Source organism: Jiella avicenniae (genome assembly GCF_021390325.1).
Classification (GTDB): Bacteria; Pseudomonadota; Alphaproteobacteria; order Rhizobiales; family Rhizobiaceae; genus Jiella; species Jiella avicenniae.
The window spans coordinates 1-25914 of record NZ_JAJUWU010000014.1; the positions used below are offsets into that span (position 1 = coordinate 1).

The 25914-nt window shown below is 67.8% G+C and carries 26 protein-coding genes and 1 tRNA gene; 13 read left to right on the plus strand and 14 right to left on the minus strand.

Translation table 11 applies throughout. The features are described 5' to 3' along the window. The 6 genes from LZD57_RS13575 to LZD57_RS13600 all read left to right on the plus strand — a co-directional run. The coding region (locus LZD57_RS13575; protein WP_420844807.1) for a calcium-binding protein at positions 1-485 on the plus strand (485 nt) is incomplete at its 5' end. Positions 486-622: 137 nt separating this feature from the next. Further along, positions 623-3793 carry a double-strand break repair protein AddB gene (gene addB, locus LZD57_RS13580; protein WP_233720022.1) on the plus strand — a complete coding sequence of 1057 codons (3171 nt, stop codon included), beginning with the start codon at positions 623-625 and terminating at the stop codon, positions 3791-3793. Then, a complete protein-coding gene (gene addA / locus LZD57_RS13585) occupies positions 3790-7488 on the plus strand; it encodes a double-strand break repair helicase AddA (protein ID WP_233720023.1) in 3699 nt (1232 codons plus the stop codon). The genes addB and addA overlap by 4 nt, the downstream gene beginning before the upstream one ends. Positions 7489-7542: 54 nt before the next feature. Further along, positions 7543-7860, plus strand: a complete 318-nt coding sequence (gene trxA / locus LZD57_RS13590) for a thioredoxin (RefSeq protein ID WP_233720024.1) — start codon at positions 7543-7545, stop codon at positions 7858-7860. A gap of 97 nt (positions 7861-7957) precedes the next feature. Then, positions 7958-8797 carry an isocitrate lyase/PEP mutase family protein gene (locus LZD57_RS13595; protein ID WP_233720025.1) on the plus strand — a complete coding sequence of 280 codons (840 nt, stop codon included), beginning with the start codon at positions 7958-7960 and terminating at the stop codon, positions 8795-8797. Positions 8798-8808: 11 nt separating this feature from the next. Next, positions 8809-9348 (plus strand): DUF2937 family protein, encoded by a 540-nt coding sequence (locus tag LZD57_RS13600; RefSeq protein ID WP_255699955.1) that lies wholly within the window; start codon positions 8809-8811, stop codon positions 9346-9348. A gap of 107 nt (positions 9349-9455) precedes the next feature. On the opposite strand, the gene LZD57_RS13605 is transcribed toward LZD57_RS13600, so the two are convergent. The 11 genes from LZD57_RS13605 to LZD57_RS13655 form a co-directional block, all read right to left on the minus strand. Next, the gene (locus LZD57_RS13605) at positions 9456-10790 is read right to left on the minus strand and encodes a bifunctional folylpolyglutamate synthase/dihydrofolate synthase (protein WP_233720026.1); all 1335 of its coding nucleotides are present in this window, start codon (positions 10788-10790) and stop codon (positions 9456-9458) included. Between the two features lie 45 nt (positions 10791-10835). Continuing rightward, the gene (gene accD, locus LZD57_RS13610) at positions 10836-11801 is read right to left on the minus strand and encodes an acetyl-CoA carboxylase, carboxyltransferase subunit beta (RefSeq protein WP_233720027.1); all 966 of its coding nucleotides are present in this window, start codon (positions 11799-11801) and stop codon (positions 10836-10838) included. Between the two features lie 67 nt (positions 11802-11868). Further along, a complete protein-coding gene (gene trpA / locus LZD57_RS13615) occupies positions 11869-12696 on the minus strand; it encodes a tryptophan synthase subunit alpha (RefSeq protein ID WP_233720028.1) in 828 nt (275 codons plus the stop codon). Positions 12697-12913: 217 nt separating this feature from the next. Further along, complete coding sequence (gene cutA, locus LZD57_RS13620) at positions 12914-13240, minus strand: divalent-cation tolerance protein CutA (protein ID WP_233720029.1); 327 nt, start codon at positions 13238-13240, stop codon at positions 12914-12916. A 33-nt stretch (positions 13241-13273) separates the two neighbouring features. Further along, the gene (locus LZD57_RS13625) at positions 13274-13558 is read right to left on the minus strand and encodes a type II toxin-antitoxin system RelE/ParE family toxin (protein WP_233720030.1); all 285 of its coding nucleotides are present in this window, start codon (positions 13556-13558) and stop codon (positions 13274-13276) included. Continuing rightward, positions 13558-13836: a CopG family ribbon-helix-helix protein gene (locus LZD57_RS13630; RefSeq protein WP_233720031.1), complete on the minus strand. Its 279-nt coding sequence runs from the start codon at positions 13834-13836 to the stop codon at positions 13558-13560. The genes LZD57_RS13625 and LZD57_RS13630 overlap by 1 nt, the downstream gene beginning before the upstream one ends. A gap of 66 nt (positions 13837-13902) precedes the next feature. Next, positions 13903-15120 carry a tryptophan synthase subunit beta gene (gene trpB, locus LZD57_RS13635; protein ID WP_233720032.1) on the minus strand — a complete coding sequence of 406 codons (1218 nt, stop codon included), beginning with the start codon at positions 15118-15120 and terminating at the stop codon, positions 13903-13905. Next, positions 15117-15782 carry a phosphoribosylanthranilate isomerase gene (locus LZD57_RS13640; protein WP_233720033.1) on the minus strand — a complete coding sequence of 222 codons (666 nt, stop codon included), beginning with the start codon at positions 15780-15782 and terminating at the stop codon, positions 15117-15119. Before LZD57_RS13640 ends, trpB begins: the two co-directional genes overlap by 4 nt. Positions 15783-15815: 33 nt before the next feature. After that, the gene (locus LZD57_RS13645) at positions 15816-16409 is read right to left on the minus strand and encodes a hypothetical protein (RefSeq protein ID WP_233720034.1); all 594 of its coding nucleotides are present in this window, start codon (positions 16407-16409) and stop codon (positions 15816-15818) included. Between the two features lie 60 nt (positions 16410-16469). Further along, entirely contained in the window at positions 16470-17438 is a 969-nt protein-coding gene (locus tag LZD57_RS13650; RefSeq protein ID WP_233720035.1) for a M48 family metallopeptidase, read from the minus strand. 277 nt (positions 17439-17715) lie between these two features. Further along, entirely contained in the window at positions 17716-18156 is a 441-nt protein-coding gene (locus tag LZD57_RS13655; protein WP_233720036.1) for a DUF2852 domain-containing protein, read from the minus strand. Between LZD57_RS13655 and LZD57_RS13660 the strand changes: the two genes are divergently transcribed. Genes LZD57_RS13660 through LZD57_RS13670 form a run of 3 tightly spaced genes read left to right on the plus strand, consistent with a single transcriptional unit; the run spans position 18147 to position 19757 of the window. Next, positions 18147-18623, plus strand: coding sequence for a hypothetical protein (locus tag LZD57_RS13660; RefSeq protein WP_233720037.1), 477 nt, complete (start codon positions 18147-18149; stop codon positions 18621-18623). The two genes, LZD57_RS13655 and LZD57_RS13660, sit on opposite strands and share 10 nt — an antisense overlap. Continuing rightward, a complete protein-coding gene (locus LZD57_RS13665) occupies positions 18620-19027 on the plus strand; it encodes a VOC family protein (protein WP_233720038.1) in 408 nt (135 codons plus the stop codon). The genes LZD57_RS13660 and LZD57_RS13665 overlap by 4 nt, the downstream gene beginning before the upstream one ends. Positions 19028-19067: 40 nt before the next feature. Continuing rightward, positions 19068-19757 (plus strand): ceramidase domain-containing protein, encoded by a 690-nt coding sequence (locus LZD57_RS13670; protein WP_233720039.1) that lies wholly within the window; start codon positions 19068-19070, stop codon positions 19755-19757. A gap of 18 nt (positions 19758-19775) precedes the next feature. On the opposite strand, the gene LZD57_RS13675 is transcribed toward LZD57_RS13670, so the two are convergent. Further along, positions 19776-20873: a quinone-dependent dihydroorotate dehydrogenase gene (locus LZD57_RS13675; protein ID WP_233720040.1), complete on the minus strand. Its 1098-nt coding sequence runs from the start codon at positions 20871-20873 to the stop codon at positions 19776-19778. A 34-nt stretch (positions 20874-20907) separates the two neighbouring features. Continuing rightward, positions 20908-21255, minus strand: a complete 348-nt coding sequence (locus LZD57_RS13680; protein WP_233720041.1) for a DUF952 domain-containing protein — start codon at positions 21253-21255, stop codon at positions 20908-20910. Positions 21256-21436: 181 nt separating this feature from the next. Here LZD57_RS13680 and LZD57_RS13685 point away from each other — a divergent pair, with 181 nt between their 5' ends. Together LZD57_RS13685 and LZD57_RS13690 are read left to right on the plus strand one after the other, a co-directional pair. Next, a complete protein-coding gene (locus tag LZD57_RS13685; protein ID WP_233720042.1) occupies positions 21437-21901 on the plus strand; it encodes a hypothetical protein in 465 nt (154 codons plus the stop codon). A 384-nt stretch (positions 21902-22285) separates the two neighbouring features. Then, positions 22286-22375 (plus strand) — tRNA-Ser (locus LZD57_RS13690). Positions 22376-22722: 347 nt separating this feature from the next. Here LZD57_RS13690 and LZD57_RS13695 read toward each other — a convergent pair. Then, positions 22723-23520 carry an SDR family NAD(P)-dependent oxidoreductase gene (locus LZD57_RS13695; RefSeq protein WP_233720043.1) on the minus strand — a complete coding sequence of 266 codons (798 nt, stop codon included), beginning with the start codon at positions 23518-23520 and terminating at the stop codon, positions 22723-22725. Between the two features lie 81 nt (positions 23521-23601). On the opposite strand from LZD57_RS13695, the gene LZD57_RS13700 reads away from it, so the two are divergent. Both LZD57_RS13700 and LZD57_RS13705 read left to right on the plus strand, forming a co-directional pair. Continuing rightward, positions 23602-24351: a 16S rRNA (uracil(1498)-N(3))-methyltransferase gene (locus LZD57_RS13700; protein WP_233720044.1), complete on the plus strand. Its 750-nt coding sequence runs from the start codon at positions 23602-23604 to the stop codon at positions 24349-24351. Between the two features lie 142 nt (positions 24352-24493). Continuing rightward, entirely contained in the window at positions 24494-25867 is a 1374-nt protein-coding gene (locus LZD57_RS13705) for a glutamate--cysteine ligase (RefSeq protein ID WP_233720045.1), read from the plus strand. The last annotated feature ends 47 nt before the right edge of the window (positions 25868-25914 follow it).

Genomic DNA, 25914 nt, shown 5'->3' on the forward strand with positions numbered 1-25914 from the left:
CCCAAATCGGCACCGACACGCTGATCAGCGTCGAACGGGTGATGGGCGGAACCGGCAACGACGTGATTCACGCCAATTTCGCGACTTGGCTCATCTTCGGATATGACGGCGAAGACACCTTGTACGGCGGGTCCGGAAACACCAGGCTTTCCGGCGGCATCGGCAACGACAAGCTTTTCGGACTAGGCGGGAAGGACGTCCTCGATGGCGGCGCGGGCAACGACTTACTGGAAGGTGGAGCCGACGCCGACACGTTCATTTTCGTCAACGGCTTCGGCAAGGACACGATCACCGACTTCGACGAGTTCAACAGCTTCGAGAAGATCGACCTGTCGGCGGTGACCGCCATCACCTCCTTTGCCGATCTCCAGGCAAACCACCTCACGCAGGTCGGCGCCAATGCCGTGATCACGGACGGGGCGAACACCATCACCCTGAACAACGTCCTCATCGCAGACCTCGACGCGAACGACTTCATCTTCTGAGGCCGAAAGCAAATCGAGCGACGGTGTCCGTTCCGATTCGCAGCGCCTGCCCTTTCAAGGCGGCTCGCGTCGGCACCGTCAGGCAATGCCCGATACGGGCCGATGCGAATCGGCCCGTATCGCATTAGGCTGCCCGGATGGCACCCAACCTTCTCTCGATCCCGCCCGGCCGGCCGTTCCTGAAGACCCTGGCGGCGGGGCTGCTTTCCGGGCGGATCGTCGAGACTTTTCGCTATGACGGCGATCCGCTGGCGCTGGCCGGCGTCATCGTCTACGTGCCCAGCCGGCGCGCGGCGCGGAGCCTCGGGGCGGCGTTCACCCAGGTGCTCGGGGAGAGATTCGGCGTTCGCTCGGCGATCCTGCCGACGATCCGGCCGATCGGCGAGGGCGACGAGGCGGCGATCTTCGCCACGAAGGAGAGTTCGGCCGGCACGATGCTGCCGGCGATGCCCGAGCTGGAACGCCGGCTCGCTCTCGCAAGGCTCGCCCGCGAGTGGCGCCGGCTCGCCGAGCGCGCCGCCGGCGCGGCGCTGCCGGGCGGCGAAGCGGAGACATTGCCCGGGCGTGAGGCCTCCGCGGCGGAGGCGCTGGCGCTGGCCGGCGATCTCGGCGCCCTTCTCGACGAGATCGAGACCGAGGGCACCTCCTTCGCCAAGCTCGCCGGGCTTGCGCCGGACGCGCTCGCCGCATGGTGGCAGACGACCCTGTCCTTTCTCGAAATCGTCACCGAGCACTGGCCGCAACACCTGAAGGAGCGCGGCGTCACCAGCGAGGCCGCCGCCAAGAACGTCTGGCTGCGCTCGGAGGCAGCCCGGCTCCTGTCCGGCGGGGCGAAAGGCCCGGTGATCCTCGCCGGCTCGACGGCGACCGCGCCGGCGACGCTCGACCTGATGCATGCGGTGGCGACCCTGCCCGAAGGTGCGCTGGTCCTGCCCGGCCTCGATAGGCACATCGGCGAAGCGGGTTTCGCGGCCATCGATCGTGACCTGTCGATCGCCGCGCCCGGCCATCCGCAATACGGCCTGAAACGGATCTTGACGCGATTCGCCCTGCCGCCCGAATCGGTCCGACATCTCGACGGCGACCTGTCGCCGGCGCTGGCCGAGCGCGAACGGTTTCTGGCAAGCGCGCTGCGCCCCGCCGAGACGACGGCGCTCTGGGCCGAGGAGGCGCCCGCCTTCGGTCCGGACGCTCTCGGTCGGGACGTGCTGGAAGACGTCGCGCTGATCGAGGCGGGCGAATCGCGGATCGAGGCGCTCGCCATCGCCGCCGCCATGCGCGAAGCCCTGGAGCGCCCCGAAGCCACCGTCGCGCTGATCACACCGGACCGGCGGCTGGCGCGGCGCGTCCTTGCCGAACTCGAACGCTTCGGCATCACCGCCAACGATTCCGCCGGCCGGCCCCTCGGCACGACGGCCCCCGGAACGCTCCTGTCGGCCGCCCTCGCGGTGGCGCTGGAACCTGGCGATCCCGTCGCCCTGCTCGGCCTCCTCAAGCATCCGCTCTGCCGCCTCGGCCGCAAGGCGATCGAGGCCCGCAACGCCGCCCGCGCCATCGAACTGATCGCCATTCGCGGCACCGTCGACGTCGCCGACGGCGCAAGGCTCGGCGAGATCGTCCGGCGCCGCATCGAGGCGATCGAAGCGCTTCCCGCCGGGGAGATCGGCCGGCTTCTGACCCGCCCTGCCCGCAACGTCAAAGCCGGCGAATACGTGGCCGCGCGCAGCTTCGCCGAGGATTTCGCCGCGGCGCTGAGGCCGCTGGCGGCGCTTCGCGGGACCGAGCCGCGCGAGATCGCCGACTATGCCGTGCCGCTCACCGAGGCTCTCGAGGCTCTGGCGCGGGACGAAAAGGGCGGTTCGAGCGAACTCTACGCGGGCGAGAACGGCGCGGCCCTGGCCGAGTTTCTGGCCAAGCTCGTCGCCGCGCCGCAGACCGGCTTCGCCTTCCCGGCCGAGGAGCTACCCGATGCGGTGGAGACGCTGATCTCGGGTGTCACGGTCAAGCCGCGCGGCGGCCTCTCGGCGCGGGCCTTCGTCCTCGGCACGCTGGAGGCGCGGCTGGAAAGCGTCGACGTCGCGATCCTCGGCTCGCTGAACGAGGGGGTGTGGCCGGCCGGGGCGACGAGCGGCGCGTTCCTGTCGCGGCTGATGCGGCGGGAGATCGCCCTCGATCCGCCGGAGCGACGGGTGGGCCTCGCCGCCCACGACTTCTGGATGGCGATGGGCGCGGAGCGCGTCGTCCTCACCCGGTCGCGTCGCATGGACGGGGCGCCGACCATCGCCTCGCGCCTGTTGCAGCGGGTGACGACGCTCGCCGGCACGGAAGCCACCCGCGCGATGACCGAGCGCGGCGAGGTCTATGTCGCGGCGGCCGAAGCGCTGGAGACCGCAGACGACCGGCCGCGCATCGCCCGGCCGCAGCCACGCCCGCCGGTCGAGACGCGGCCGAAGCGCTATTCGGTCACCGAGGTCGAGACGCTGATCCGCGACCCCTATGCCATCCACGCGAAGCGCATCATGAAGCTCGACGCCCTGCCGCCGCTGATGCGGGCGCCGCATGCCCGGGAGCGGGGCGAGCTGATCCACGCCATCGTCGCCGATTTCGTCATCAAAGGGATCGATCCGGACGAGCCGGAGGCGGCCGAGGAACTGCGGCTGATCGCCGAGGAGCATTTTGCCCGCGCGGCCCTGCCCGGCGACGTCGCGGCGGTGTGGTGGCCGCGGATCCTCGGCACCACGGCGCGGTTTCTCGCCTGGGAACGGGAGCGGAACGCCATGGTGCGCGAACGCCTCGCGGAACGTTCCGGTTCGAGCGAGTTTCCCGCCATCGGCGTGACGCTTTCCGGCCGCTCGGACCGCATCGACCGCCTGTCCGACGGATCGATCGTCATCCTCGACTTCAAGACCGGCACGAAGCCCTCGGTGAAACAGGCCCGCACGCTCCTGTCCCCGCAGCTGGCGCTGGAAGGCGGCATGGCGATGCGCGGCGACTTCGAAGGGACGAGCCCCGGCGAGACCATCGCCGACCTCGTCTATGTCAGGCTGCGCGAGCGCGAACTGAAGAGCGAGGGCCTGGAGACGCCCGGCACGAAGACCACGCTGCCCTGCGTTCCGACGGAGCTGTCCGACAAGGCGATGCGGCGCTTCGAAGGGCTGGCGGCCTTGTTCCTGCGAGAAGAGACCGCCTTCGCCTCGCGCACGCGCCCCGTCCTCGCGGGCGACTTTTCCGGCGACTACGACCATCTCGCAAGGGTCAAGGAATGGTCGGTCTCGGGCGGGGACGACGACGAGGGAGAGGCCGAATGACCGGTTCCGCGAACGCCTCTCTCGGCTTCTACGTCGATGCCGAGACGAAGCGCCGTCAGGCGATCGCCTCCGATCCGGAGCGCTCGGTCTTCGTCTCGGCCAATGCCGGCTCGGGCAAGACCCACGTCCTCACCGAGCGGGTGGTGCGGCTGCTTCTGGCCGGCGTCGACCCGTCGAAGATCCTCTGCCTCACCTTCACCAAGGCGGCGGCGGCGGAAATGTCGGCCCGCGTCTTCGCCCGCCTCGGCGAATGGGCGACCATGCCCGGCGAGGCGCTCGCCGAGGTTCTGGCGAAGCTCGAAGACGGCCGGCGGCCGGACGCAAGACGGCTCGCAGAGGCGCGCCAGCTCTTCGCCCGCGCGCTCGAGACGCCGGGCGGGCTGAAGATTCAGACGATCCACGCCTTCTGCGAGGCGATCCTCCACCAGTTTCCGCTGGAGGCGGACGTTCCCGGCCATTTCGCCGTGATGGAGGAGGCCGAGACCGTGCGGCTTCTCGCCGAAACGCGCAAGCGTCTTCTGACGGGTTCGGCCAGGATGCCGCAGCCGGAGGCGCGGCGGCTCGCCGACGCCTTTGCCGAGGCGCTTCAGACCGGGGGCGAGTTCGGCCTCGACAGGCTGCTCGCCGATATCGCCTTCAAGCGCGACGATCTCGCCCGGCATCTGGAGGAGGCCGGCGGGCTCGACGAAGCAATCGCGCTGCTCGCCGACGCGTTCGACGTCGACGACGGAGAGGCCGAAGAGCCGATCCTGCTTGCGGCGCTCGACTGCCCGCATCTCGATCCCGACACGTGCGAGATCCTCAGGGTCGCGGCACTCGCCTCGAAAGGGTCGTCGGACGGCAAGTTCGCCGAACGGCTGGCGCTCTTCGCCGACGCGAACGCCGCGCCGCAGGATCGGTTTGCCGCCTATCGCGCCTTCGGCCTCGATTCCAAGGGGGAGATCCGCGGGTCGCTGCGAGGCCTCGTCACCAAGGGCGTCGCCGAATTCGTTCCCGATTTCCTGGAGCGCGTCCAGGCGGCGGGCGAGCGGGCGAGAGCCGTGGAAGAACGCCTGGCGACGCTCCGGCTTTATCGCGCCAGCCGCGCGGCGCTCGTGATCACCGACGCCTTCGAGCGGGACTATGCGACCCTGAAGCGGCGTCGCGGCCGGCTCGACTTCACCGATCTCATCGCCCACACCGCCGATCTCCTGCTGCGCTCGGAAGCGGCGAGCTGGGTCCACTACAAGCTCGACAAGGGCATCGACCACATCCTCATCGACGAGGCGCAGGATACCAGCCCGCGCCAGTGGCAGGTGATGCGCGAGCTCGCCGAGGAGTTCTTCGCCGGCCAGGGCAGCCACAATCGCCAGCGCACCCTCTTTGCCGTCGGCGACGAAAAGCAGTCGATCTACTCCTTCCAGGGCGCCTCGCCGCACATGTTCGACGAGGAGCGCCGGCGGGTCGAGAGGCGAGCCGGCGGCGCCGGCATTCCCTTCGAGGCGATCCAGCTCAACCGCTCCTTCCGCACGGTCGAGACGGTGCTCTCCGCCGTCGACCGGGTGTTCGCCGATCCCGCCAACCGCAAGGGGCTCTCGGCCGGCGACGAGGCGCCAGTCCATTCGGCCGCACGACGCGACGGACCAGGCCTCGTCGAGGTCTGGCCGGCGTTTCAGGCGAGGACGCAGGAAGAGCCCGACGACTGGACGAAGCCCCTCGACGTCGAGCCGGAGAGTTCGCCGGCCCACCGCCTCGCCGGCCGGATCGCCGACCAGATCGCGGCCTGGCTGGGCGATCCGATCACCGTCAAGGGCGAGCGGCGCGCGCTCACACCCGGCGACGTCATGGTTCTGGTGAGGAAGCGCTCCGGCTTCGGCGCGGCGCTGGCAGCGGCGCTCAGGGACCGGCACATCGCCGTCGCCGGCACCGATCGGCTCGCCATCACCGATCACATCGCCATCGAGGATCTGATGGCTCTCGGCCGGGTGGCAGCGAATTTCGACGACGACCTGTCGCTGGCCGCGGTGCTGAAGAGCCCGCTCTTCGACTTTTCCGACGACGAGCTGATGGCGCTGGCTCTCTCCCGCGACGGCTCGCAGCCGCTGTCCCTGGCCTTGCGTCTTCTCGCCGACGAAGACAAGGGGCCGACCCGCCTGCCCGGCTTCGTGCCGGACGGCGCGGCGGCGACGGCGCTGCTGGCAAAGGCGCGGTCGGCGATCGCCCGGCTGGACGAGCTGCGCGCCCGGGCGGGCTTTCAGGGCGTCTTCGAATTCTACGCCCGCATTCTGGGGCCGGAAGGGGGGCGCAAGGCGCTGGTCTCGCGGCTCGGCCGCGATGCCGGCGAGGTCATCGACGCCTTTCTCGATCTCGCTCTCGCCAAGGAGGAGGCCGGCGTCGCCGGCCTCGACGCCTTCCTTGCCGAACTCTCCGACAGCCCGCCGATCCTCAAGCGCGAACTCGGCCACGGTCGCGGCGAGGTGCGCATCCTGACGGTGCATGCCTCGAAGGGGCTGGAGGCGCCCGTGGTCTTCCTGGTCGATCCGGGCTCGGCGCCGTTTTCCGCCAGCCATGGCGCCAGCCTGATCGCCTGGGAGGCGATGCCGGGGATCCATCACGGTGGGGCGCCCGGTTTTCTCTGGTGCCCGACCAAGGAGCTGCGCAACGCCGCGGTCGACGCGTTGAAGGCGACGGAAAAGGATCGCGCCGAGGACGAGTATCGCCGGCTTCTCTATGTCGGCATGACACGGGCCGCCGATCGTCTCGTCGTCTGCGGCCTCGCCCCCCAGCGCGGGCCGAACGAGGCGACCTGGCTGCAGCGCGTCGCATCGGCGCTGGAGGGCGAGGCGGAAACCGTCACCGACGCCTCCGGCGAGACGAGCGCCCTGCGGCTCGGCGCGGCGCCCGGCGGCGAAAAGCTCGCGCCAGAGCGACAGGCTGCCCCGCCCGCTCCGGACCTGCCGCTGTCGAAGCTGCCGGCGGAGGTTCTGCCGCCGCGCCCGCTCTCGCCGTCGGTGGCCGGCACGGCTGCCGAGCTCCTGCCCGAGCCGGAAATGGGCCCCGAGGCCGGCGCAACGCCCGGCGAGGAAGCCGGCGAGACGCAACCGGCATCGACGCCCTCGCCGGTCCTTTCGGCAGGCGCCGCGCCGTCCTTCGCGATCCGCCGCGGCTTGGCGGCGCACCGCATGCTGGAGCTTCTGCCCGACGTTCCGCCGGCAGAACGTGCGACCGCCGCCCGGCTGATCCTCTCCGCGCTCGCTCATGACCTTCCGCCGAAGGAGTGCGACCGGCTGGCCGAATCGGTCCTCGCGGTCATGGCCGAGCCGGCCTTCGCGCCGATCTTTTCCGCCGGCAGCCGGGCCGAGGTGGCGGTCGCCGGCGAGGTGGAGCTGCGCGGCAAGAGCTACACCGTCAACGGCACGATCGACCGCCTCGCCGTCACCGAGGACCGGGTGCTGATCGTCGACTACAAGACCAACCGGCCGCCGCCGGAGGATCTCTCCGCCGTGCCGCAGCCCTATGTCCTGCAGCTCGCGCTCTACCGCGCGATGATCGCGCCGCTCTATCCGGGACGGCGCGTCGAGGCGGCGCTGATCTTCACCGAGGCGCCGCGGTTGATCGCCGTTCCCGCCGAGCGGCTCGACGCCGCCCTTGCCGGGCGCACCGCCGACGTTTCCGATGCGACGACACCGCGTTCGCCGAACGCGGACCTTGCTTGAATTGCCCTTCCGTGAGGGCTACCTAGGCGATGAAACGTTTTACAGGAGCCGAACATGGCGACGAAGAAAGTCGATACCCAGAGTTTTCAGAGCGACGTCCTCGACAACGGCAAGCCGGTGGTCGTCGACTTCTGGGCCGAATGGTGCGGACCTTGTAAGATGATCGGGCCGAGCCTCGAGGAGATTTCAGAGGAGATGGCCGACATCGAGGTCGCCAAGGTCAATATCGACGAGAACCCCGATCTTGCCGCGAAATACGGCGTCCGCTCGATCCCGACGCTGCTTCTGTTCAAGAACGGCGAGCCGGCGGCCGTGCAGGTCGGCGCCCAGTCGAAGTCGAAGCTGGTCGACTGGATCAAGGGCGCGGCGTAATCGCCCGAGACATTTCGGTGGGTGACGAAAAGGCTCGCGCGACAGGCGCGGGCCTTTTTCGTATGATCGAATGACTTTACGGAAAGAAAGCTCTGCAATGGCCGCCGAAAGGCACGAGCGCTTCGAGGCGCTGCATCGATCCGGCTGCTTCGTCATCCCCAATCCCTGGGATGCCGGTTCGGCGCGATTGATGGCCGCGAAGGGCGCAAAGGCCCTGGCGACGACGAGCGCCGGCTTCGCCTTCACCATGGGACGCCCGGACATGGGCACGGTCAGCCGCGACGAGGCGCTCGCCCATGCCGCCGAGATCCTGGCAGCGACGCCCCTGCCCGTCTCGGGCGATTTCGAGAACGGCTTCGCCGACGCACCGGAGGACGTTGCCGAAACGGTCCGCCTGGCCGGCGAGGTCGGCCTGTCGGGCTGCTCGATCGAGGACACCGCGATGGCCGAGGGCCACGCCCCCTATGATTTCGATCTCGCCGTCGATCGCATTCGCGCCGCGGCGGGCGCCGCCCGAAGCCTCGGACGGCCCTTCGTCCTTTGCGCCCGGGCCGACGGAATCATGAACGGCCACTACGACCTCGCCGAAGCCATCCGCCGGGTTCGCGCCTTCGAGGCGGCCGGTGCGGACCTTCTCTACGTGCCGATGCCCACCAGCCTCGACGACCTCGGGCGGATCGTCCAGAGCCTCACGAAGCCCGTCAACGCTCTCGCCGCCGGGCCGTTCGCGAAGTTCCGCAAGACCGACTTCGCGGCCATCGGCATCCGCCGCATTTCGGTCGGCTCGGCGATCGCCCGCCTCACCCATGCCGCCATCCTCGAAGCCGCGGACGCGGCACTGGAGGATGGTGACTTCACGCCGCTCCTGAAAGCCGCCAAGGGCTCGACGATCGACGCGCTTCTCGAGCGCGGCGCGAGCCTTGCGGCAGAGCGATAGGAGGAGACACGCTGTCCGGCTTTCTCGCCCGCGTCTTCGCCGCCCTCGTCGGCGGCCTCCTGTTCAGCCAGTCGGCGGAGTTCACCCAGCAGTATCTGCAGCGGCTCGGTGGGGCGGCGGACGAGTTGCAGGTCGTCGTCGAGCGGTTCGAGGAAAGCGCGCGGGCATCCGACCTCGCCCCCGAGGCGGCGATCGAGCGGCTGAAGCAGAATGCCGACGACGTCGCCGTGCGGCAGGGCACCGACGCCGAGGCGAACCGCGAACGCTTCGCCGAGTTGGAGCGACGCTACCGCGCCCTCGTTTCCACCACGCCGCTGTTCCGGCCCTTCGAGATCGTCGTCGATCCGGACTGGTCGATCGCCGGACGGGCGGCCGAGGACTATCGCCCGGCCATTCCGGCCAGCGGCGACGGCATCATGCTCGCCCTCGCCGGTTTTCTCGCCGGCTGGGCCTGCGGTGGCGGCGCCCACGGCGCCGTGGCGATGGCCACGCGCCGCCGGGAAAGACGGCGCCCGGGGGGGCACGACGCGAAGGCCGACATCATCGAGTGACGGGAATGGCGCGGCCTGCCGGTGAGGCGAGATCTCCGACAGCGGACGGACGGCTCCGATCGGCAAACGCCGCGATCACTCCGACATCGAGGACGTCGCGTCGCATTCTACCGAGGCGCCATGCCGTTGCTTCCGAGCACTTCGCCGACGAGATAGAGCGAGCCGCAGATCAGGAAGCGCGGCGCGGGCGAGGCCTGCCAATTGGCCGAGACGAGCCGGATCGCCTCCTCGACGGAATTGGCGGGCTCGGCGTCGAGGCCGGCCTCGATCGCCGCGTCGGCGAGTTCGTCCGGATCGATGCCCGCTTCGCTCACCGTGATCGGCACGGTGAAGACCCGCCGCGCCATGCCCGCGAAGGCCGAGAAGAAGCCCACCGGCTCCTTGGTGTTGATCATCCCCGCGATCAGGAACAGCGGCCGCTGCACCCGCTCTTCCATGTCGGCGAGGGTTTCGGCGATGGCAACGCCCGCGCCGGGATTGTGACCGCCGTCGATCCAGATTTCGGCGCCGGCAGCAGCGATTTCGAGGAGCGGCCCCTCGGTGATGCGCTGCATCCGGCCGAACCATTCGACGTTCGACAGCCCTTCTTCCACCGCGGCGTCGGAGGGCGGGAACGGGCTCTTGCGCAGCGCGGCGATCGCGGTCGCGGCATTGCCGATCTGGTGGCGGCCCGGCAGACGCGGCAGCGGCAGGTCGAGAAGGCCGATCTCGTCCTGATAGACCATCCGGCCATGCTCTTCGTAGGCGAAGAAATCCTGACCGTAGACGGAGACCGGCGCGCCGACGCGATCGGCGATGCTGGTGAGGACTTCGAGCGCAACCTCTTCGGCCTGCTGGCCGATGACCAGGGGGATGCCAGGCTTGATGATCCCGCCCTTTTCGGCGGCGATGAGTTCCACACGGTCGCCGAGAAAGGACTGGTGGTCGAGCGAGATGGGGGTGATCACGCTGACGGCGGGTCTGGCGATGACGTTGGTGGCGTCGAAGCGCCCGCCGAGCCCCACCTCGACGATGGCGACGTCGGCCGGATGTTCGGAGAAGAGCAGGAAGGTGACGGCCGTCAGGATCTCGAACACGGTGATCGGCTTGCCGTCATTGGCCTTCGCCGCGACCCTCACCGCTTCTGCCAGCACTTGGTCGTCGACGAGGCGCGAGCCGCCCTGCGGGGCGGCGAGACGATAGCGCTCGTGCCAGTTGACGAGATGCGGCGAGGTGTGTGTGTGGACGCCCCGGCCGCCGGCTTCGAGGATCGCCCGCGCAAAGGCCGTGACGGAACCCTTGCCGTTCGTGCCCGCCACGTGGATGGTCGGCGGCAGCCGCAGATGCGGATCGCCGAGCGCCGTCAGAAGCCGGGCGATACGCTCCAGCGTGAGGTCGAAGCCCTTGGGATGGCGACCGAGAAGCGTTTCGATTTCGGCTGCGGCGAGTGAAGTCGTGGTCATCGCGGCGTGTTACGCCAGCCCTTCCGTCGATGCAAAAGGATAGGTTCAGTGCGCTGCGGCGTTTTCGCGCTGCTCCGTCTCGCCCCGCTGTTCCCCGCCGTCGCCCGCGAACGTCTCAGCCTCGTCGGCGTCGTTCCCGATGAGGCGGGCGACCTCCGGCGCGGGGGTCCGGGTGAGAAGCTTCAGCAGCGTCGCGATGCGGCTCTTCAGCTGCTGGCGCGGCACCACCATGTCGACCATGCCGTGTTCCATCAGATATTCCGCCCGCTGGAAGCCGTCGGGAAGCTTCTCGCGGATCGTCTGCTCGATCACCCGGGCGCCGGCAAAGCCGATCACCGCGCCCGGCTCCGCAATGTGCACGTCCCCCAGCATGGCATAGGAGGCCGAAACGCCGCCCGCCGTCGGATTGGTCAGGACGACGATGTAGGGAAGCCCCGCCTCCTTCAGCATCTCCACCGCGACGGTGGTACGCGGCAGCTGCATCAAGGACAGGATGCCCTCCTGCATGCGCGCGCCGCCGGACGCGGAGAACAGCACCAGAGGCCGCTTCTCGGCGATGGCCGTCTCGAAGCCCCTGATGATCGCCTCGCCGGCGACCATGCCGAGCGAACCGCCCATGAAGGCGAAATCCTGCACCGTCGCGACGACCGGCAGGCCCTCGATCGAGCCCTTGCCGACGATGACGGCGTCGTCCATCTCGGCCTTCGCGCGGTTTTCCTTCAGCCGGTCGACGTAACGCTTCTGGTCGCGGAACTTCAGAGGATCGACCGCCGCCGTCGGCAGCTCGACGAGGTCGTAGACGCCGTCGTCGAAGAAGTGGGCGAGCCGGTCCTTGGCCCTGATGCGCATGTGGAAACCGGAGGACGGCACCACCCACTGATTGGCTTCGAGATCCTTGTGGAAGACCATCTCGCCGGTCTCGGGACATTTGATCCACAGATTTTCCGGTACCTGACGCGTGGCCAGAAGGCTGGAGATCTTCGGGCGGACGTAGTTGGTGATCCAGTTCACGGGCGATGATCCGTCATTCGGGACTTGAAACGACAAAGGGGCATGGCCCCTTCAGATGGCCGTTAGGTCAGGCCTTGGCAAGGCGGGAGGTCCTGACGCCTTCCGCAAGCCGCGCGACGATGTCGGTGACGGCCTGCACCGCCGGCGTGCCGCCCGGCTGAAGCGAGGCCTCGATCGCCGAAACCAGGGCCGAGCCGACGACGACGCCGTCTGCGCCGCGTCCGATCTCGGCCGCCTGTTCGGCGCTTCGGACACCGAAACCGACGCAGACCGGCAGATCGGTATGCCGCTTGATCCGCTCGACCGCCGCCGCGACCTTGGCCGCATCGGGCGCGGCCGAGCCGGTGATGCCGGTGATCGAGACGTAGTAGACGAAGCCGGAGGTGTTTTTGAGAACGGCCGGCAGGCGCTTGTCGTCGGTTGTCGGCGTCGCCAGCCGGATGAAGTTGAGCCCGGCGTCGAGGGCCGGCAGGCACAGTTCGTCGTCCATCTCCGGCGGCAGGTCGACGACGATCAGCCCGTCGACGCCGGCCGCGAGCGCATCCGCCACGAAGGCGTCGACGCCGTAGATGTAGATCGGGTTGAAATAGCCCATCAGGATGATCGGGGTCTCTGCGTCGCCCTGCCGGAAGTCCTTCACCAGCGACAGCGTCTTCTTCAGGCTCTCGCCGGCCTTGAGCGCGCGCAGGCCGGCCTTCTGGATCGCCGGCCCGTCAGCCATCGGATCGGAAAACGGCATGCCGAGTTCGATCACGTCGGCGCCGGCGCCGGGAAGCCCCCGGACGACTTCGAGCGCCGTCTCGTGATCCGGATCGCCCGCCATGACGAAGGTGACGAGGGCGGGCCGGGCTTCCTCTTTCAGCTTGGCGAAACGGGCTTCGATGCGGGTCGTCATGGGAAACTTTCGAAGAGGGCGTCCGGCAGCGGCGATCGCCGGGCACCCGACATTTTGAAAATCGCGCTGGATGTGAAGGGGTTCTTACGCCATCCGGCAAGGCCCTGCCAAGCCGGGCCGGCCGGCTCTGGGCGCTCCACCCGGCGATGCTGCCGACAAGTGGTGCCGGCGGAAGCGCCTTACGGTCGTTTGCCGGGCGCCGAAGCCTGCCCGACGATCAGCCCGCCCGGCAGCTGTCCGCCACCCAGGCCGCAGTCGCCGCGTCGGCGAAATCGACCCTGAAGCCGAAGATCGCCGGCGTCTCGTAGGGATGCGCCTCGCGGATCACGCTGGCGCAGGCGTCGAACAGGCCGGCCCGCGTCTTGACGATCAACCGCCACTCGTCCTGACGCTCGCGCTTGCCCTTCCACCAGAAGCGGCTGTCCACTTCCTTGACCGGAATGTTGCAGCAGGCCGCGAGCTTCTCGTCGAGCAGCTTGCTGGCGATCTCCCGCGCATCGAGCAGCGAGGGACAGGTGACGTGGATTTCGACGATGTCGGTCAAAGTGCACTCCCGGAACGGGTTTCCTGCGTGGTTTTACGGCCAGTCCTCGGACCGGCCGGCGCGCTGGTCCCACACGCGAATGATCTCGACCCTGTCGTTGCGCACGACGTAGACGAACATGAACGGCGTCCGCCCGAGAACGATCTCGCGGGTGTTTTCTTCAGCCTGCCGGCCAGCGAACGGATGATCCCTCAGCGTCTGATGCGTCTTTTCGAACTGAAGGCGGGCCTTGAGGGCCCCATCCGGAAAAATCTGCTCGTAGTACCGCCGAAACCAGCCGAGATCGGCAAGTGCGCGCGGCAGGAAAACGACGTCCATCAGCGCGGAAAGACATCAGGCTCCGGGGACGGAAGTTCGTCCGCCGTTCCCCAGCTTTCGACCCACCGCAAGACGGCCGCCTCGGAGATGAAGACGCCGTCGTCGGCCTCCTTCAATGCCTGGCGGATGGCTTCGCGCTTGAGCTTGCGACCCGAAAGATATTGCGCAATCGCCTCTTCGGCGACTTCGGCCGGCGTCTGGTTGGACAGCCGCGCTTCCGCTTCGAGATCCGCCTTCACGGAAGGCTCGAGCGGAACGGATAAGTCGACTAATGCCATCGAGCAGCTCCTTCCAAATGCAGATCGAGCCGGCGCAACGGATGCGGTGCGCGAGGTTCGCCCCTCCTACAGCTCCATCCCGAGATGCTTCGCCACCGTGTGGACGTCCTTGTCCCCTCGCCCGCAGAGATTCATGACGATGATCTGGTCCCTGCCCATCTTGGGGGCGCGCTTGATCACCTCGGCCAGCGCGTGGGCCGGCTCCAGCGCCGGGATGATGCCCTCGGTCCGGGTCAGCATCTGGAAGGCGGCGAGCGCCTCCTTGTCCATGATCGGGACGTATTCGACGCGGCCGGAATCCTTCAACCAGGAATGCTCCGGGCCGATGCCGGGATAGTCGAGGCCGGCCGAGATCGAGTGGCCTTCCTTGATCTGGCCGTCCCCGTCCTGCAGGAGATAGGTGCGGTTGCCGTGGAGGACGCCCGGCGAACCGGCCGTCAGCGAGGCGCAGTGTTCTTCGCCCTCAAGCCCCTTGCCGCCCGCCTCGACGCCGACGATCGCAACGTCCTTGTCGTCGAGGAAGGGGTGGAACAGGCCGATGGCGTTCGAGCCGCCGCCGACGGCAGCGACCAGCATGTCCGGCAGCCGGCCCTCGGCCTCCAGGATCTGCTCGCGCGCCTCCTTGCCGATGACGCTCTGGAATTCCCTGACGAGCTCCGGATAGGGATGCGGGCCGGCGGCGGTGCCGATTAGATAGTAGGTGGAATCGACATTCGTCACCCAGTCCCGCAGCGCCTCGTTCATCGCGTCCTTCAGCGTGCCGTGGCCGGCGGTGACGGGCCGCACCTCGGCGCCGAGGAGCTTCATGCGGAAGACGTTTGGCGCCTGCCGCTCGACGTCGGTCGCGCCCATGTAGACGACGCAGGGAAGGCCGAACCTCGCGCAGACCGTCGCCGTCGCGACGCCGTGCTGGCCGGCGCCGGTCTCGGCGATGATGCGCGTCTTGCCCATCTTGCGGGCGAGCAGGATCTGCCCGAGGCAATTGTTGATCTTGTGCGAGCCGGTGTGGTTCAGCTCGTCGCGCTTGAAGTAGATCCTGGCGCCGCCCAGTTCCTCCGTCAGCCGCTCGGCGAAATAGAGCGGCGACGGCCGGCCGGTGTAGTGCCTGTTCAGCCCGTCGAGTTCGGCCTTGAACGCCGGGTCCACCCGCGCCGCATTCCAGTGCTCCTGCAGATCGAGGATCAGCGGCATCAGCGTCTCTGCGACGAAGCGCCCGCCGAAGATGCCGAAGCGGCCTTCCTCGTCGGGGCCGGCGCGGAAGGAATTGGGCAGTTGCTGGTTCACGGCGTTGGGCCTTTCTCGCTGGCGATCCGGTCCAGCTCGTCGAAGAAGGTGGCGATGCGGCCGACGTCCTTGATCCCCGGCGCGCTTTCGACCCCGGAAGAAACGTCGATGCCGGAGGGCCTTGCGACACGCAGCGCCTCGGCGACGTTTCCGGCGTCGATCCCTCCGGAAAGCATGTAGGCGAGATCCGGGTCAAGGGCAGCGAGGAGCCGCCAGTCGAAGGAGACGCCGTTGCCGCCCGGCAGGTTCGATCCCTTGGGGCGCTTGGAATCGAGCAGGATGCGATCGGCGACGCCGCGATAGGCCGCGACGGCATCGAGATCGGCGGCTTCCGCGACCGGCAGCGCCTTCATGACACGCAGCCCGGTGTGTGCCTTGATTTCGGCAACCCGCTCCGGCGTCTCCCTGCCGTGAAGCTGCAGCCAGTCCGGCCGCACCTCCTCGGCGAAGCGGGCGATCAGTTCGTCGTCGGGATCAACGGTAACGATAACGGTCTCCGCCCGGCCCGCAACGAGGCGCACCAGTTCGGCCATCGGCTCGACATCCAGATGCCGCGGGCTTTTGGCGAAATGCACGAAGCCGACATGGCTGGCACCGCGCGAAAGCGCGACTTCGAGCGTCTCGGGCGTGGAGAGCCCGCAGATTTTTGCTTCCGGACGCATAATGTGGAGCCCTGACGATTTTAACAGAGCGAGCTAAATGACCAACGCGCCCAACTCGTCCTCCACCATTCGCACATGATGACGCAAGACGCCTGCTGAAGAATTTGTCCCACTCCAAAATGCCTTACCTGCGGATGAGTCCAAAATCCCAAATCGGACACCCCCGAGGTGCGGGAAGGCCTCTTGCAATAAGATGATTCCAGCGCCTGCCTTCTCTCGATTCAGCCTACCGTTTCGCCGTGGATAAACGGCAATGATCTTCGTTTCCGCACCCTTCGTAAGACCTATTTCCGGTTCAATTGACAAAGAAAAATAGCCGTTTGGGGATTTCCATACTGCCTTTTCGGGCTCGAACCGCTCACCTTTTTGAGCGGATAGCCACGAAGAAACCTCCGCTATAACGCTCGCATTTGTTTCGACGGCGTTCGGTAACGAGGCTTGTTGGACTTTTTTTATCAGTAAATTTAGATCGCACTCCGCGGAAAGCAGTTCAGAAACACCACGCCGTGATGGTCCGTAGAAGTCTTTTCCACCACCGCCTCCGTATCGTGATAAATCTTTGATATTGTTGCCGATATCCTGGGTAAGGAACTTCAAAAAAGTTGCAAAATGCATTTGTGTTGGCATGGCTACCTCCGTGATTCATTATTTATATCAAATACTAGGATTCACGAACAGATAGCGAACTTAAATACTAACCGCATGCAGCCCCGACCCGTGCTGCTTCAGCCAGCTCTTCCCCGCCTCCATCTCAGGGCAGAGCTGCCGGCACAGCGCCCAGAATTTCGGACCGTGGTTCATCTCGCGAAAATGCGCGACCTCGTGGGCGGCGAGATAGTCGAGAACGGAGGGCGGGGCCATGACGATGCGCCAGGAAAAGGCGAGGCGCCGGTCGTGGGTGCAGGAGCCCCAGCGGCTGGTCGTGTCCTTGATGGTGATGGCGCGGGGTTCGAGACCGACCGCCGCTGAATGACACTTCACCCTGTCGGCGAGATCGCGGCCTGCCTCGCGGCAGAGAAAGTCGAGGACCCGGCGGGAGAAATGCCTTTCTTCGCCGCCGACGAGAAGCTGCTGGCTGACTCCGGCCACGGCCGCATCGGCGCTCGTCACGGCTGCGGCATCCTCGCCGAGATCGCCCGGACCATCCAGGCTGCCGGCGTCCCGCGTGGCAGCGGCCCTGCCCGACGCTCTCTTCGCGCCGGCTGCCGGCGAGACCGGTGAAACCGCGAGTTCCATTCCCGCAGCCGAAAACAGATCGCCGTTCGCACCCGCGACGTCGGACGAACCCGACCGGGAAGCCCTCGTTTCGATCTCTGCGGGTTTTCCCGCGCTGGACGCGGCCTGATCGCCAAGCGCTTCCAGCCGCGTCACCAGCCGGCCGCCGCGATGGGTCAGCAGCGTCGGCTCGCCGCGCAGCGGGATGATCGCACCCGGCGCGATGACGACTCGGTCCGGCACGCGCGCGAGCCGCTCCTCGACCCAGCCGCGGTGGCGGTCGAGAAACCCCCGGATCTTGCGGGCCGACATGCCGCGCGGCACGGTGACGATCAGACCGCCGCCGCCCGGCGCGATGCGCATGATCATGCGCTTGGCGCGCGGATTCTGCCGGACGGTGAGCGGCAGCGGGCTACCCGCGACGTCGATCGTCTCGGGCAATGGCGGTTCTGGTTTGCGTCGCAGAAGCTGAGGCATCGAGCAAGGCGATCCGGCTTGTGTCTCCCGCCGGCGACGTGTGGCGGAAGCCGCTCGCGCGGCTTGCACCCCTTCCATTCGCCGACCGGCCCAGTCTAGCCCATAACGCGAAGCGGCGGCACCCCGGAGGATGCCGCCGCGCAGTTCGATCAACAGGCGCCGTCGACGGTGATGACGGTCGGCGACGACCGCGTCGGCCGTGCATGTCCGGTGCGACTTCGCACCGTCTTCGGCCGGCAGATCAGGCCGGATGGCCGTCGACGATCGGGCCGTCGTTGCGGCCGCTCTCGCGGCTCCTGCGGTCCCGCATGAACCTGTCGAACTCTTCCTGGTCCTTGGCCCGGCGAAGTTCGCGGGCATAAGCCTCGAATTCGGCGGCCGCCTCGTTCAGCCTGCGGCGCTCCTCGTCGAGCCGGCGAAGCTCCGTATCGCGCCAGTCGTCGAAGGCGACGTTGCCGGTGCGTTCGGCGGCGAAGGGCTGCTTGAAGCCCGAGCGTTTCATCGAAGACATGAACTTGTCCGTCGTTGTGTTGACGTCGCGCTTGAAGCCTTCGAGCCGCTCACCCCAAAGGATGTAGGCCAGCATCGCCAGACCGAGGGGCCACCACACGAAGAACCCGCCGACCATCACGGCAATCGTCACCGGCGTCCAGGCCGGGCGGATCAGGGCTTGTGAAGTCATCGCAGTCACGTTCCTTTCGAATATGGCCGCGACAGAAAGCATCGCGGGAGAGCAACCTCTCGTTTGTTTTCGATGACAAACAGATGGTGAGAGATTTTTCGCCGTTCAATGGTTTTCGCGCGAAAATCGACCGACCGAACGCCGATTTCGGCAAAGGCTCGCCGCGCGGATCGTCGCGAGGCCGGGCGCCCGTCCTCGTCGGCGGCGGAAGCATCAGGACGGCGAGGATGGCGATTGCCGGCCAGCACCGGCAGTGCACCGGGTTTCGGGCCTGCCTCGTCGTCCTTTCTTCGCCGGCTGCATGGGACGGGGCAAAAACCGGGTCCGTCCGCTTCGAGAACCTGGACCCGCCGCACCATTTCGTCGCAGGAGCGATGGACAGGGCCGACGAGATCACCATAATCCGGGAGGTCGCGGCGACGGACTGCGGCCTCTTTCGTCTGTTCGTTCGTCCCGGGCCCTCATGAATTCGACCATCATCCCGACCCTCAGATACGCCAATGCCGGTGCGATGATCGGCTGGCTGTGCTCGGTCTTCGGCTTCGAGCGCCGCGCCGTGCACGAGAGCGAGGACGGCGGCGTACTCCATGCCGAACTCGTCCACGGGGACGGCATGGTGATGATCGGCGATGCCCGAAACGACGCGTTCGGCGCCTTTCAGGCGCCGCCGGACGACGCCAAGGTGACCCAGAGCCCCTATGTCGTCGTTGAGGACATCGACCAGCTCTACGCCGCGGTGCAAGCGGCCGGGGCGACCGTGGTGATGGACCTCGAGGACAAGGACTACGGCTCGCGCGAATTCTCCTGCCGCGATCCGGAAGGTCACCTTTGGAACTTCGGGACATATGATCCGTGGCGGACCGGCGCGTGACGACTGACGCCTGCGCGAACGGCTGAAGCGGAACCAGAGTATGGATTGGTCGGCCTCGATCGACGCTTATTGCGAACGCACCAGCGCGCAGTTCTGGGCCGAGCCCCTGAACGCCTGGTCCAACCTCGCCTTCATCGCAGTCGGCCTCGTCGGCCTCAGCCTGTGGAAGATGCGCGGCGGCCGCGATCTTCCCTCACAAGCGCTCTGCGTCCTCGTGCTGGTGATCGGGATCGGCTCGTTCCTTTTCCACACCTTCGCGACGCGCTGGGCGAGCCTTGCCGACGTCCTGCCCATCGCCGTCTTCATCTACGGCTATTTCGCCCTCGCCCTCAGTCGCTTCTTCGGCCTTTCGGCGCTGATTTCGGGCTTTTGCACCGCCGGCTTCATGGCCGCCTCGTTCCTCGCCGAGCCCGTCTTCTCGACGCTGGTCGGATCGTCGGCGGGCTACCTGCCGGCGCTCTTCGCCATGCTGGTCATCGGCGGCATTCTCGTTTCCCGCAAGCAGGAGCCCGGCGGCCTCGTCCTCGCGGCGGGCGCGACGTTTCTCGTCTCCCTGACCTTCCGCATGCTCGATACGCCGCTCTGCGGGCTCTGGCCGCTCGGCACCCACCCGCTCTGGCATCTCCTCAATGCGGTGACGCTCGGCCTGCTGCTGGCGGCGGCGATCGATACCGATCGGAAGACCGGCCAGCCGCGCCTTGCGCGAGTCCCGTCGACGGCCGGCCGCTGAGGGCCTTTCGCGGCTTCGTCAGACGGGTGGCGGCGCCGCCAGAAGGTCGTCGACGCGGCGGTCGCGAAGCTCGGCGACGTTGTCGACGTCGGCAATGTCGAGGACGCGCAACATGCCCTTCAGGATGCGGGCCGGCAGATGCGGGCCGCCATAGACGAGGCCGGTATAGAGCTGGACGAGATCGGCTCCCGCCTCGATCTTCATGATCGCGGTGCGGGCATCCTCGACGCCGCCGACGCCGATCAGCGGGAAATCCGGCCCGACGGCGCGGCGGAAGCGGGCGAGCACCCAGGTGGAGCGGCGCATCAGAGGCCGGCCGGACAGTCCGCCGGCCTCCGCCGCCGCTTTGTGTTTTTCGACGCCGTCCCGCGCGAGCGTCGTGTTGGAGACGATCAGACCGTCGATCCCGCGATCCCGCGCCGCGTCGGCGATCTCCTCGATCTGGTCTTCGGAAAGGTCGGGGGCGACCTTGACGAAGATCGGCTTGCGGTTGGTCGCGGTGATCGCCGCATAGCCGTTGCGCGCCGCCACCACCGCCTTGAGCAGCTTGCCGAGTTCGTCGCCGGACTGGAAGCTCCGCAGGCCCGGCGTGTTCGGCGAGGAGATGTTGACCGCCAGATAGCTCGCGAAGCTCTCGAAGACGTTCACGCCCTCGACATAGTCGGCGATCCGGTCGGCCGAATCCTTGTTGGCCCCGATATTGACCCCGACGATGCCCATCTTGCCGGCCCGCGCCGCCAGCCTTTCGGCGGCATCGGCATGGCCGTCGTTGTTGAAGCCGAGCCGGTTGATGACGGCATGGGCCCCGGGCAGCCGGAAAATCCGGGGCTGCGGGTTGCCCTCCTGCGGCCGGGGCGTCAGCGTGCCGACCTCGACGAAGCCGAAACCGAGCCGCAGGGCCTCGTCCGGTACCTCGGCGTTCTTGTCGTAGCCGGCGGCGAGCCCGATCGGGTTGGGAAAGCGGATGCCGGCGACCTCGACGTGCAGGCGGCCATCCACCGGAATGTCGAGATCGCGGACGAGGCCCCGCTTCAGCGCCTCGAGCGACAGCCCGTGGGCGCGCTCGGCCTCCAGCCGGAACAGCGCCGGCCGCGCCAGCCGGTAGAGCAGGCTCATGGCCGGGACGAGCGCGCGACGGCGGGGACGTTCGTCACCGCATCGATCCCGGAAACAGGTGATGGCCGTCCGGGCCGATCGGCAGGTCCTCGACCCACAGCGCGGCATCGGCCGGCAGGCTGGCGTAAAGATGCGGGAACAGCGCGCCGCCGCGGGATTTTTCGTATTTCAGCGCATCACCTAGCGGCGCCGGATCGACCGCGACGAGCACCAGATCGTCGACCCCGGCGAAATGCTTTGCCGCCGTCTCCCGCACCTGGGCGCTGGTCGAAAAATGGATGAAGCCGTCGGCGAGATCGACCGGCGCACCGTCGAGCCTGCCCTTCGCCCTGGCCTCTTCCCACAGGGGGCGGGGCAGGATTTTGTAGATCGTCTGGGTCATGGCATCTCGGTGCCAAACAATCGGGAAAAAATCAATTCCGCCGTCACATCGAGGCCACCGAAAGCTGCAAGGTCTGACCGCCCGGCAAAGACCCGCGCGCCGGCCGATCGCTTTCGGCGTCCGCGGCGAAGCGACAGGGCCGACCGGGGCCTGAGCCGGCAACATCACGCGAGGGAAGAGCATGGCACCAGCAATCTTCGTCCGGGCGGCAGCGATCGCCCTCGCACCGGCGCTGCTCGCCACGCCGGCCGCGAACGCCCAGTCCGGTCTCGGCCGGATCGAGGCCGGGGAGAGCGCCGGCCGCTACCAGATCGTCAGTATCGACGGCGTCGTCGCCCGCCTCGACACGGCGACCGGACGGCTTGCCCCGTGCCGCGTCGTCGGCGAGACGATCGGCTGCGGCGAGGACGGCCCCGATGCGGTGACTCCTTCGGACGCTCGGATCCGCGCGCTGGAACGGCGGGTCTCGGCGCTCGAGGCCGAACGCGCGCGGGGCGGCTCGGCCCTCACCGGCAGCGACGAGACCGACATGGCCATCGAGCGGATGCAGAAGCTGTTCCGCGGCTTTGCCGACATCGTCAAGGAACTCGACGAGGACCGAAGGGACGACGACGAGGCGACCGGTCCGGCACCGGGGCGGACCTGACGGCACGAAGCCGTCCCGCCTCCCCCGCCCGCTCTGCCCCGGCAGCGTCACCGGCCGCGCCGGGCCGGGCCGGAGCGGAATCGGCGCCGGGAGGGAGCGCGAGGAGCGGTGCGCCGGCCAGCCACGGGGAACCGCGCAAGACATTCGCCGAGCGGCCAACGGCTCGCTCCCGGCCCCCCTCGCCCCCATTTTCGAAAGCGGCCCGAGGCGGGCCCGGAAATCGGGGCTTGAAGCCAAGCGCGTTCTGTCATATTCCCCCGCCGTTCGAAGATGGTCCGGCACGCCGGACCCGGGCGCTTCTTCCGCAATGGCGAGCGTCAAGTTTCGACCCGACGACGGCCCTTAACGGCCGCAGCCGGGCCGATCCGGTCAGATTCGGACGATGGTGAGGTGGCCGAGTGGTTGAAGGCGCACGCCTGGAACGCGTGTATACGGGAAACCGTATCGAGGGTTCGAATCCCTCTCTCACCGCCACTTCTGCAGTTGTCCGACCCGGAGACATCGGCGGCAGATGGCCCGAAACGTGAAGCGATCTCAAGTCTGACGCACGTCGCCGATGGCGACGCCTTCTCTGCCAAGCCGGATCACGACCATCTCGACCGATGGCAGTAACTGACGTTCGTCGACTGCCTTGGCGTCTCAATGTCCCGCCGATGGCCAGGGCGGCGGCAGGTGCCGGGCGATTGCGGCCGGCGGATGGCATCGCCTCCGCCGCCGCGGGGACTGCGGCTTCGGCGCCGAGACGACCGGGGACGCGGCGGGGCGTTCGCCTCGCGAAAGGCGACGCGCAGCGCGGGCTTCGGGAGATCGCCGAGACCCCCTCAGTTCTGCACGGCCTGGACCGAGCCGCCGTCGACGCGCAGGTTGGCGCCGTTGATGAAGGAGCCGCGCTCGGAGACGACGAGGGCGATGGCCGCCGCGACTTCCTCGACGCGGCCGCGGCGTTTGAGAACGATGCCGGGCCGCTCTTCTTCCAAAAAGCTCTCGACGGCCTCGTCGAAGGAGACGCCCATTTCCTTGGCGCGCTTTTCCATCATGCCGTCGGTCATGTCGGTCTCGATGAAGGCCGGCGAGACGGTGTTGCAGAGGATGCCGTGCTTGGCCTCTTCATAGGACAGGTTCTTGACGAAAGCGGCGAGCGCCGCCTTGGCGGTGTTGTAGGTGGCCTCCTCCCAATAGGGCTGGACGGCGTTTTCCGAGGTGATGCAGACGAAGCGGCCCCAGCCCTTCTGGCGCATCGCCGGGAAGGTCGCCCGGGCGACGCGCACGGCCGACATGAAGTCGATCTGCCAGGCTTCCAGATAGTCCTCGTCGGTCATTTCCAACGGATCGCCCTTGGCGCCGGTGATGCCCGAGGTGTGGACGACGATGTCGATCGCGCCGAATCTCTCCCGCCCCTCGCGGGCCAGCGTGTCGACGGCGGCCTGGTCGGTGACGTCGGCGGCGATGCACAGGACGTCGGTCGCCAGCGCCTTGGCATCCTTTTCCAGCCGGTCGATCTTCAGGTCGGAGAGGACGAGTTTCACCCCCTCCTCGGCGAGGATCTTCGCGGTGGCAAAGCCCATGCCCCCGGTCGCGCCGGTGATCAGCGCGACCTTGTCTCTGATCTGCAAATCCATGAAACGTCCCTTTCGGATGAATGGATGATTTGCGGCGACAACGGCGCGCCGCGCCTTAGGTTGCCGGCGAAAGGACGCGACATGCCCGACTACGACTTCCAGAGCCCGCGCCTCTTCGTCGGAGCCGACCTCGCCGAAAACGGCACGGTTCCGCTCGATCCGTCCCAGGCCAACTATCTCCTGTCCGTCATGCGGCTTGCGGACGGGGAAACCGTCCTCGCCTTCAACGGCCGAGACGGCGAATGGCGCTGCCGGATCGCCAGGACGGCGAAGAAGAAGGCCGACCTCGTCGCCGAAGAGCGGGTCCGGGCGCCGACACCCGCCCCGACGCTCGCCTATCTCTTCGCGCCGCTGAAGCACGCCCGGCTCGACTACATGGTGCAGAAAGCCGTCGAGATGGGCGCCGGCATCCTGCAGCCGGTGATGACCCAGCACGTCCAGGCGAGCCGGGTGAATGTCGAGCGCATGCGGGCGAACGCCGTCGAGGCGGCCGAGCAGTGCGGCATCCTGTCGATCCCCGAATGCCTCGAACCGCTGAAGTTCGACGCGGCCCTTCAAGCCTATCTGCCGCGCGGTCCGTTGATCTTCTGCGACGAGCGCGAGGATGCCGAAAGCCCGGTCGAGACCCTCGGCAAGCTGCCGAAAGGACCGCTGTCGCTGCTGATCGGGCCCGAGGGCGGCTTTTCGACTGAGGAGCGGGCGCGTCTTATGGCCGAGGCCGGCGTCACGGCGATCTCGCTCGGGCCGCGGATCCTCAGGGCCGACACCGCCGCCGTCGCGGCGCTGGCGGTGGTGCAGGCTTGCGTCGGGGACTGGCGAAGCGCCTCCTGAGGCGACGCGCCATCCCGATGGCCGCACCGTCAACCGATCCAATCTTGCGCCTTGCGCGGATTCGAGGCACCACGCCATTCGTGGAATGGCCGGTTCCGCGCGCCGGAACGACGGCGCTTGCGCAACGAATGGAACGAGAAGAATGGCGCGCGATACGACCGATCTGACCCCGGTGTCGACGCTCGAAGAGCTGATTTCGCATCTGAAGGACGGCGAAAAGCCGGCGGAGGATTTCCGCATCGGCACCGAGCACGAGAAATTCGGCTACTACGTCGACGACCTCTCGCCGGTCCCCTACGACGGCGAACGCGGCATCCGCGCGATTCTCGACGGCATGCGCTCGCTGTCGGGATGGGAGCCGATCCTCGACGACGGACGGCTGATCGGCCTCTACAGCGCCGAGGGCATGGGCGCCATCTCGCTGGAGCCGGGCGGCCAGTTCGAACTGTCCGGTGCGCCGCTGGAAACGATCCACGCGACCTGCCGGGAATCGAACGCCCATCTCGCCGAAGTCCGGGCCGTCGCCAAGGAGCTCGGCATCGGCTTTCTCGGCATCGGCTCCTCGCCGCTGTGGACGCTCGCCGAGACGCCGATCATGCCGAAGTCGCGCTACGACATCATGCGCCGCTACATGCCGAAGGTCGGCATGCGCGGACTCGACATGATGCTGCGGACGGCGACCATCCAGGTCAATCTCGACTTCTCCGACGAGGCCGACATGCGCCGCAAGATGCGCGTCGGCATGAAGCTGCAGCCGGTCGCCTCGGCGCTGTTCGCCCACTCCCCCTTCACCGAAGGCAAGCCGAACGGCCTCGTCTCCTGGCGCTCGGAAGTCTGGCACGACGTCGACAACCAGCGCTCGGGGCTCCTCCCCTTCGTCTTCGAAGAGGACTTCACCTATCGCCACTACGTCGAATGGGCCCTCGACGTGCCGATGTATTTCGTCACCCGGAACGGGCGCTATCACGACGCCACCCACGTCACTTTCCGGCAGTTCATGGACGGCGCGCTGAAGGGCGAGATCGACGATCCCGAGCCGCAGATGGGCGACTGGACCAACCATCTGTCGACGCTCTTTCCGGACGTGCGGCTGAAGCGCTTCCTCGAAATGCGCGGCGCCGACGGCGGGCCGTGGCGGCGGATCTGCGCCCTGCCGGCCTATTGGGTGGGCCTCCTCTACGATCCGGCGACGCTCGCCGCGGTCGACGCGATGACCGCCGACTGGACCTTCGAAGAGGTGCAGGCGATGCGCGACGCGGTCCCGCGCGACGGTTTCCGGACGAAGTTCCGCGACGGCGCGGTGCTCGAACTCGCCCGGGCGACCGTCGAGATGGCCGGCAAGGGTCTGAAGGCGCGCGGGCGGCTGAACGAGGAGGGCAACGACGAGAGCTTCTTCCTCGCCCCGCTGGAGGAGGTCGTCGCCCGCGGCACCACCTCGGCCGAAGAGCTGGTGCGGCTCTACGAAGGGCAGTGGGAGCGCTCGATGCCGCGGCTGTTCAAGCATCTGTCCTACTGAACCGATTGCCGGCCCGGCCGCGGCAATGGCGGTTCGAGACCGCCAAA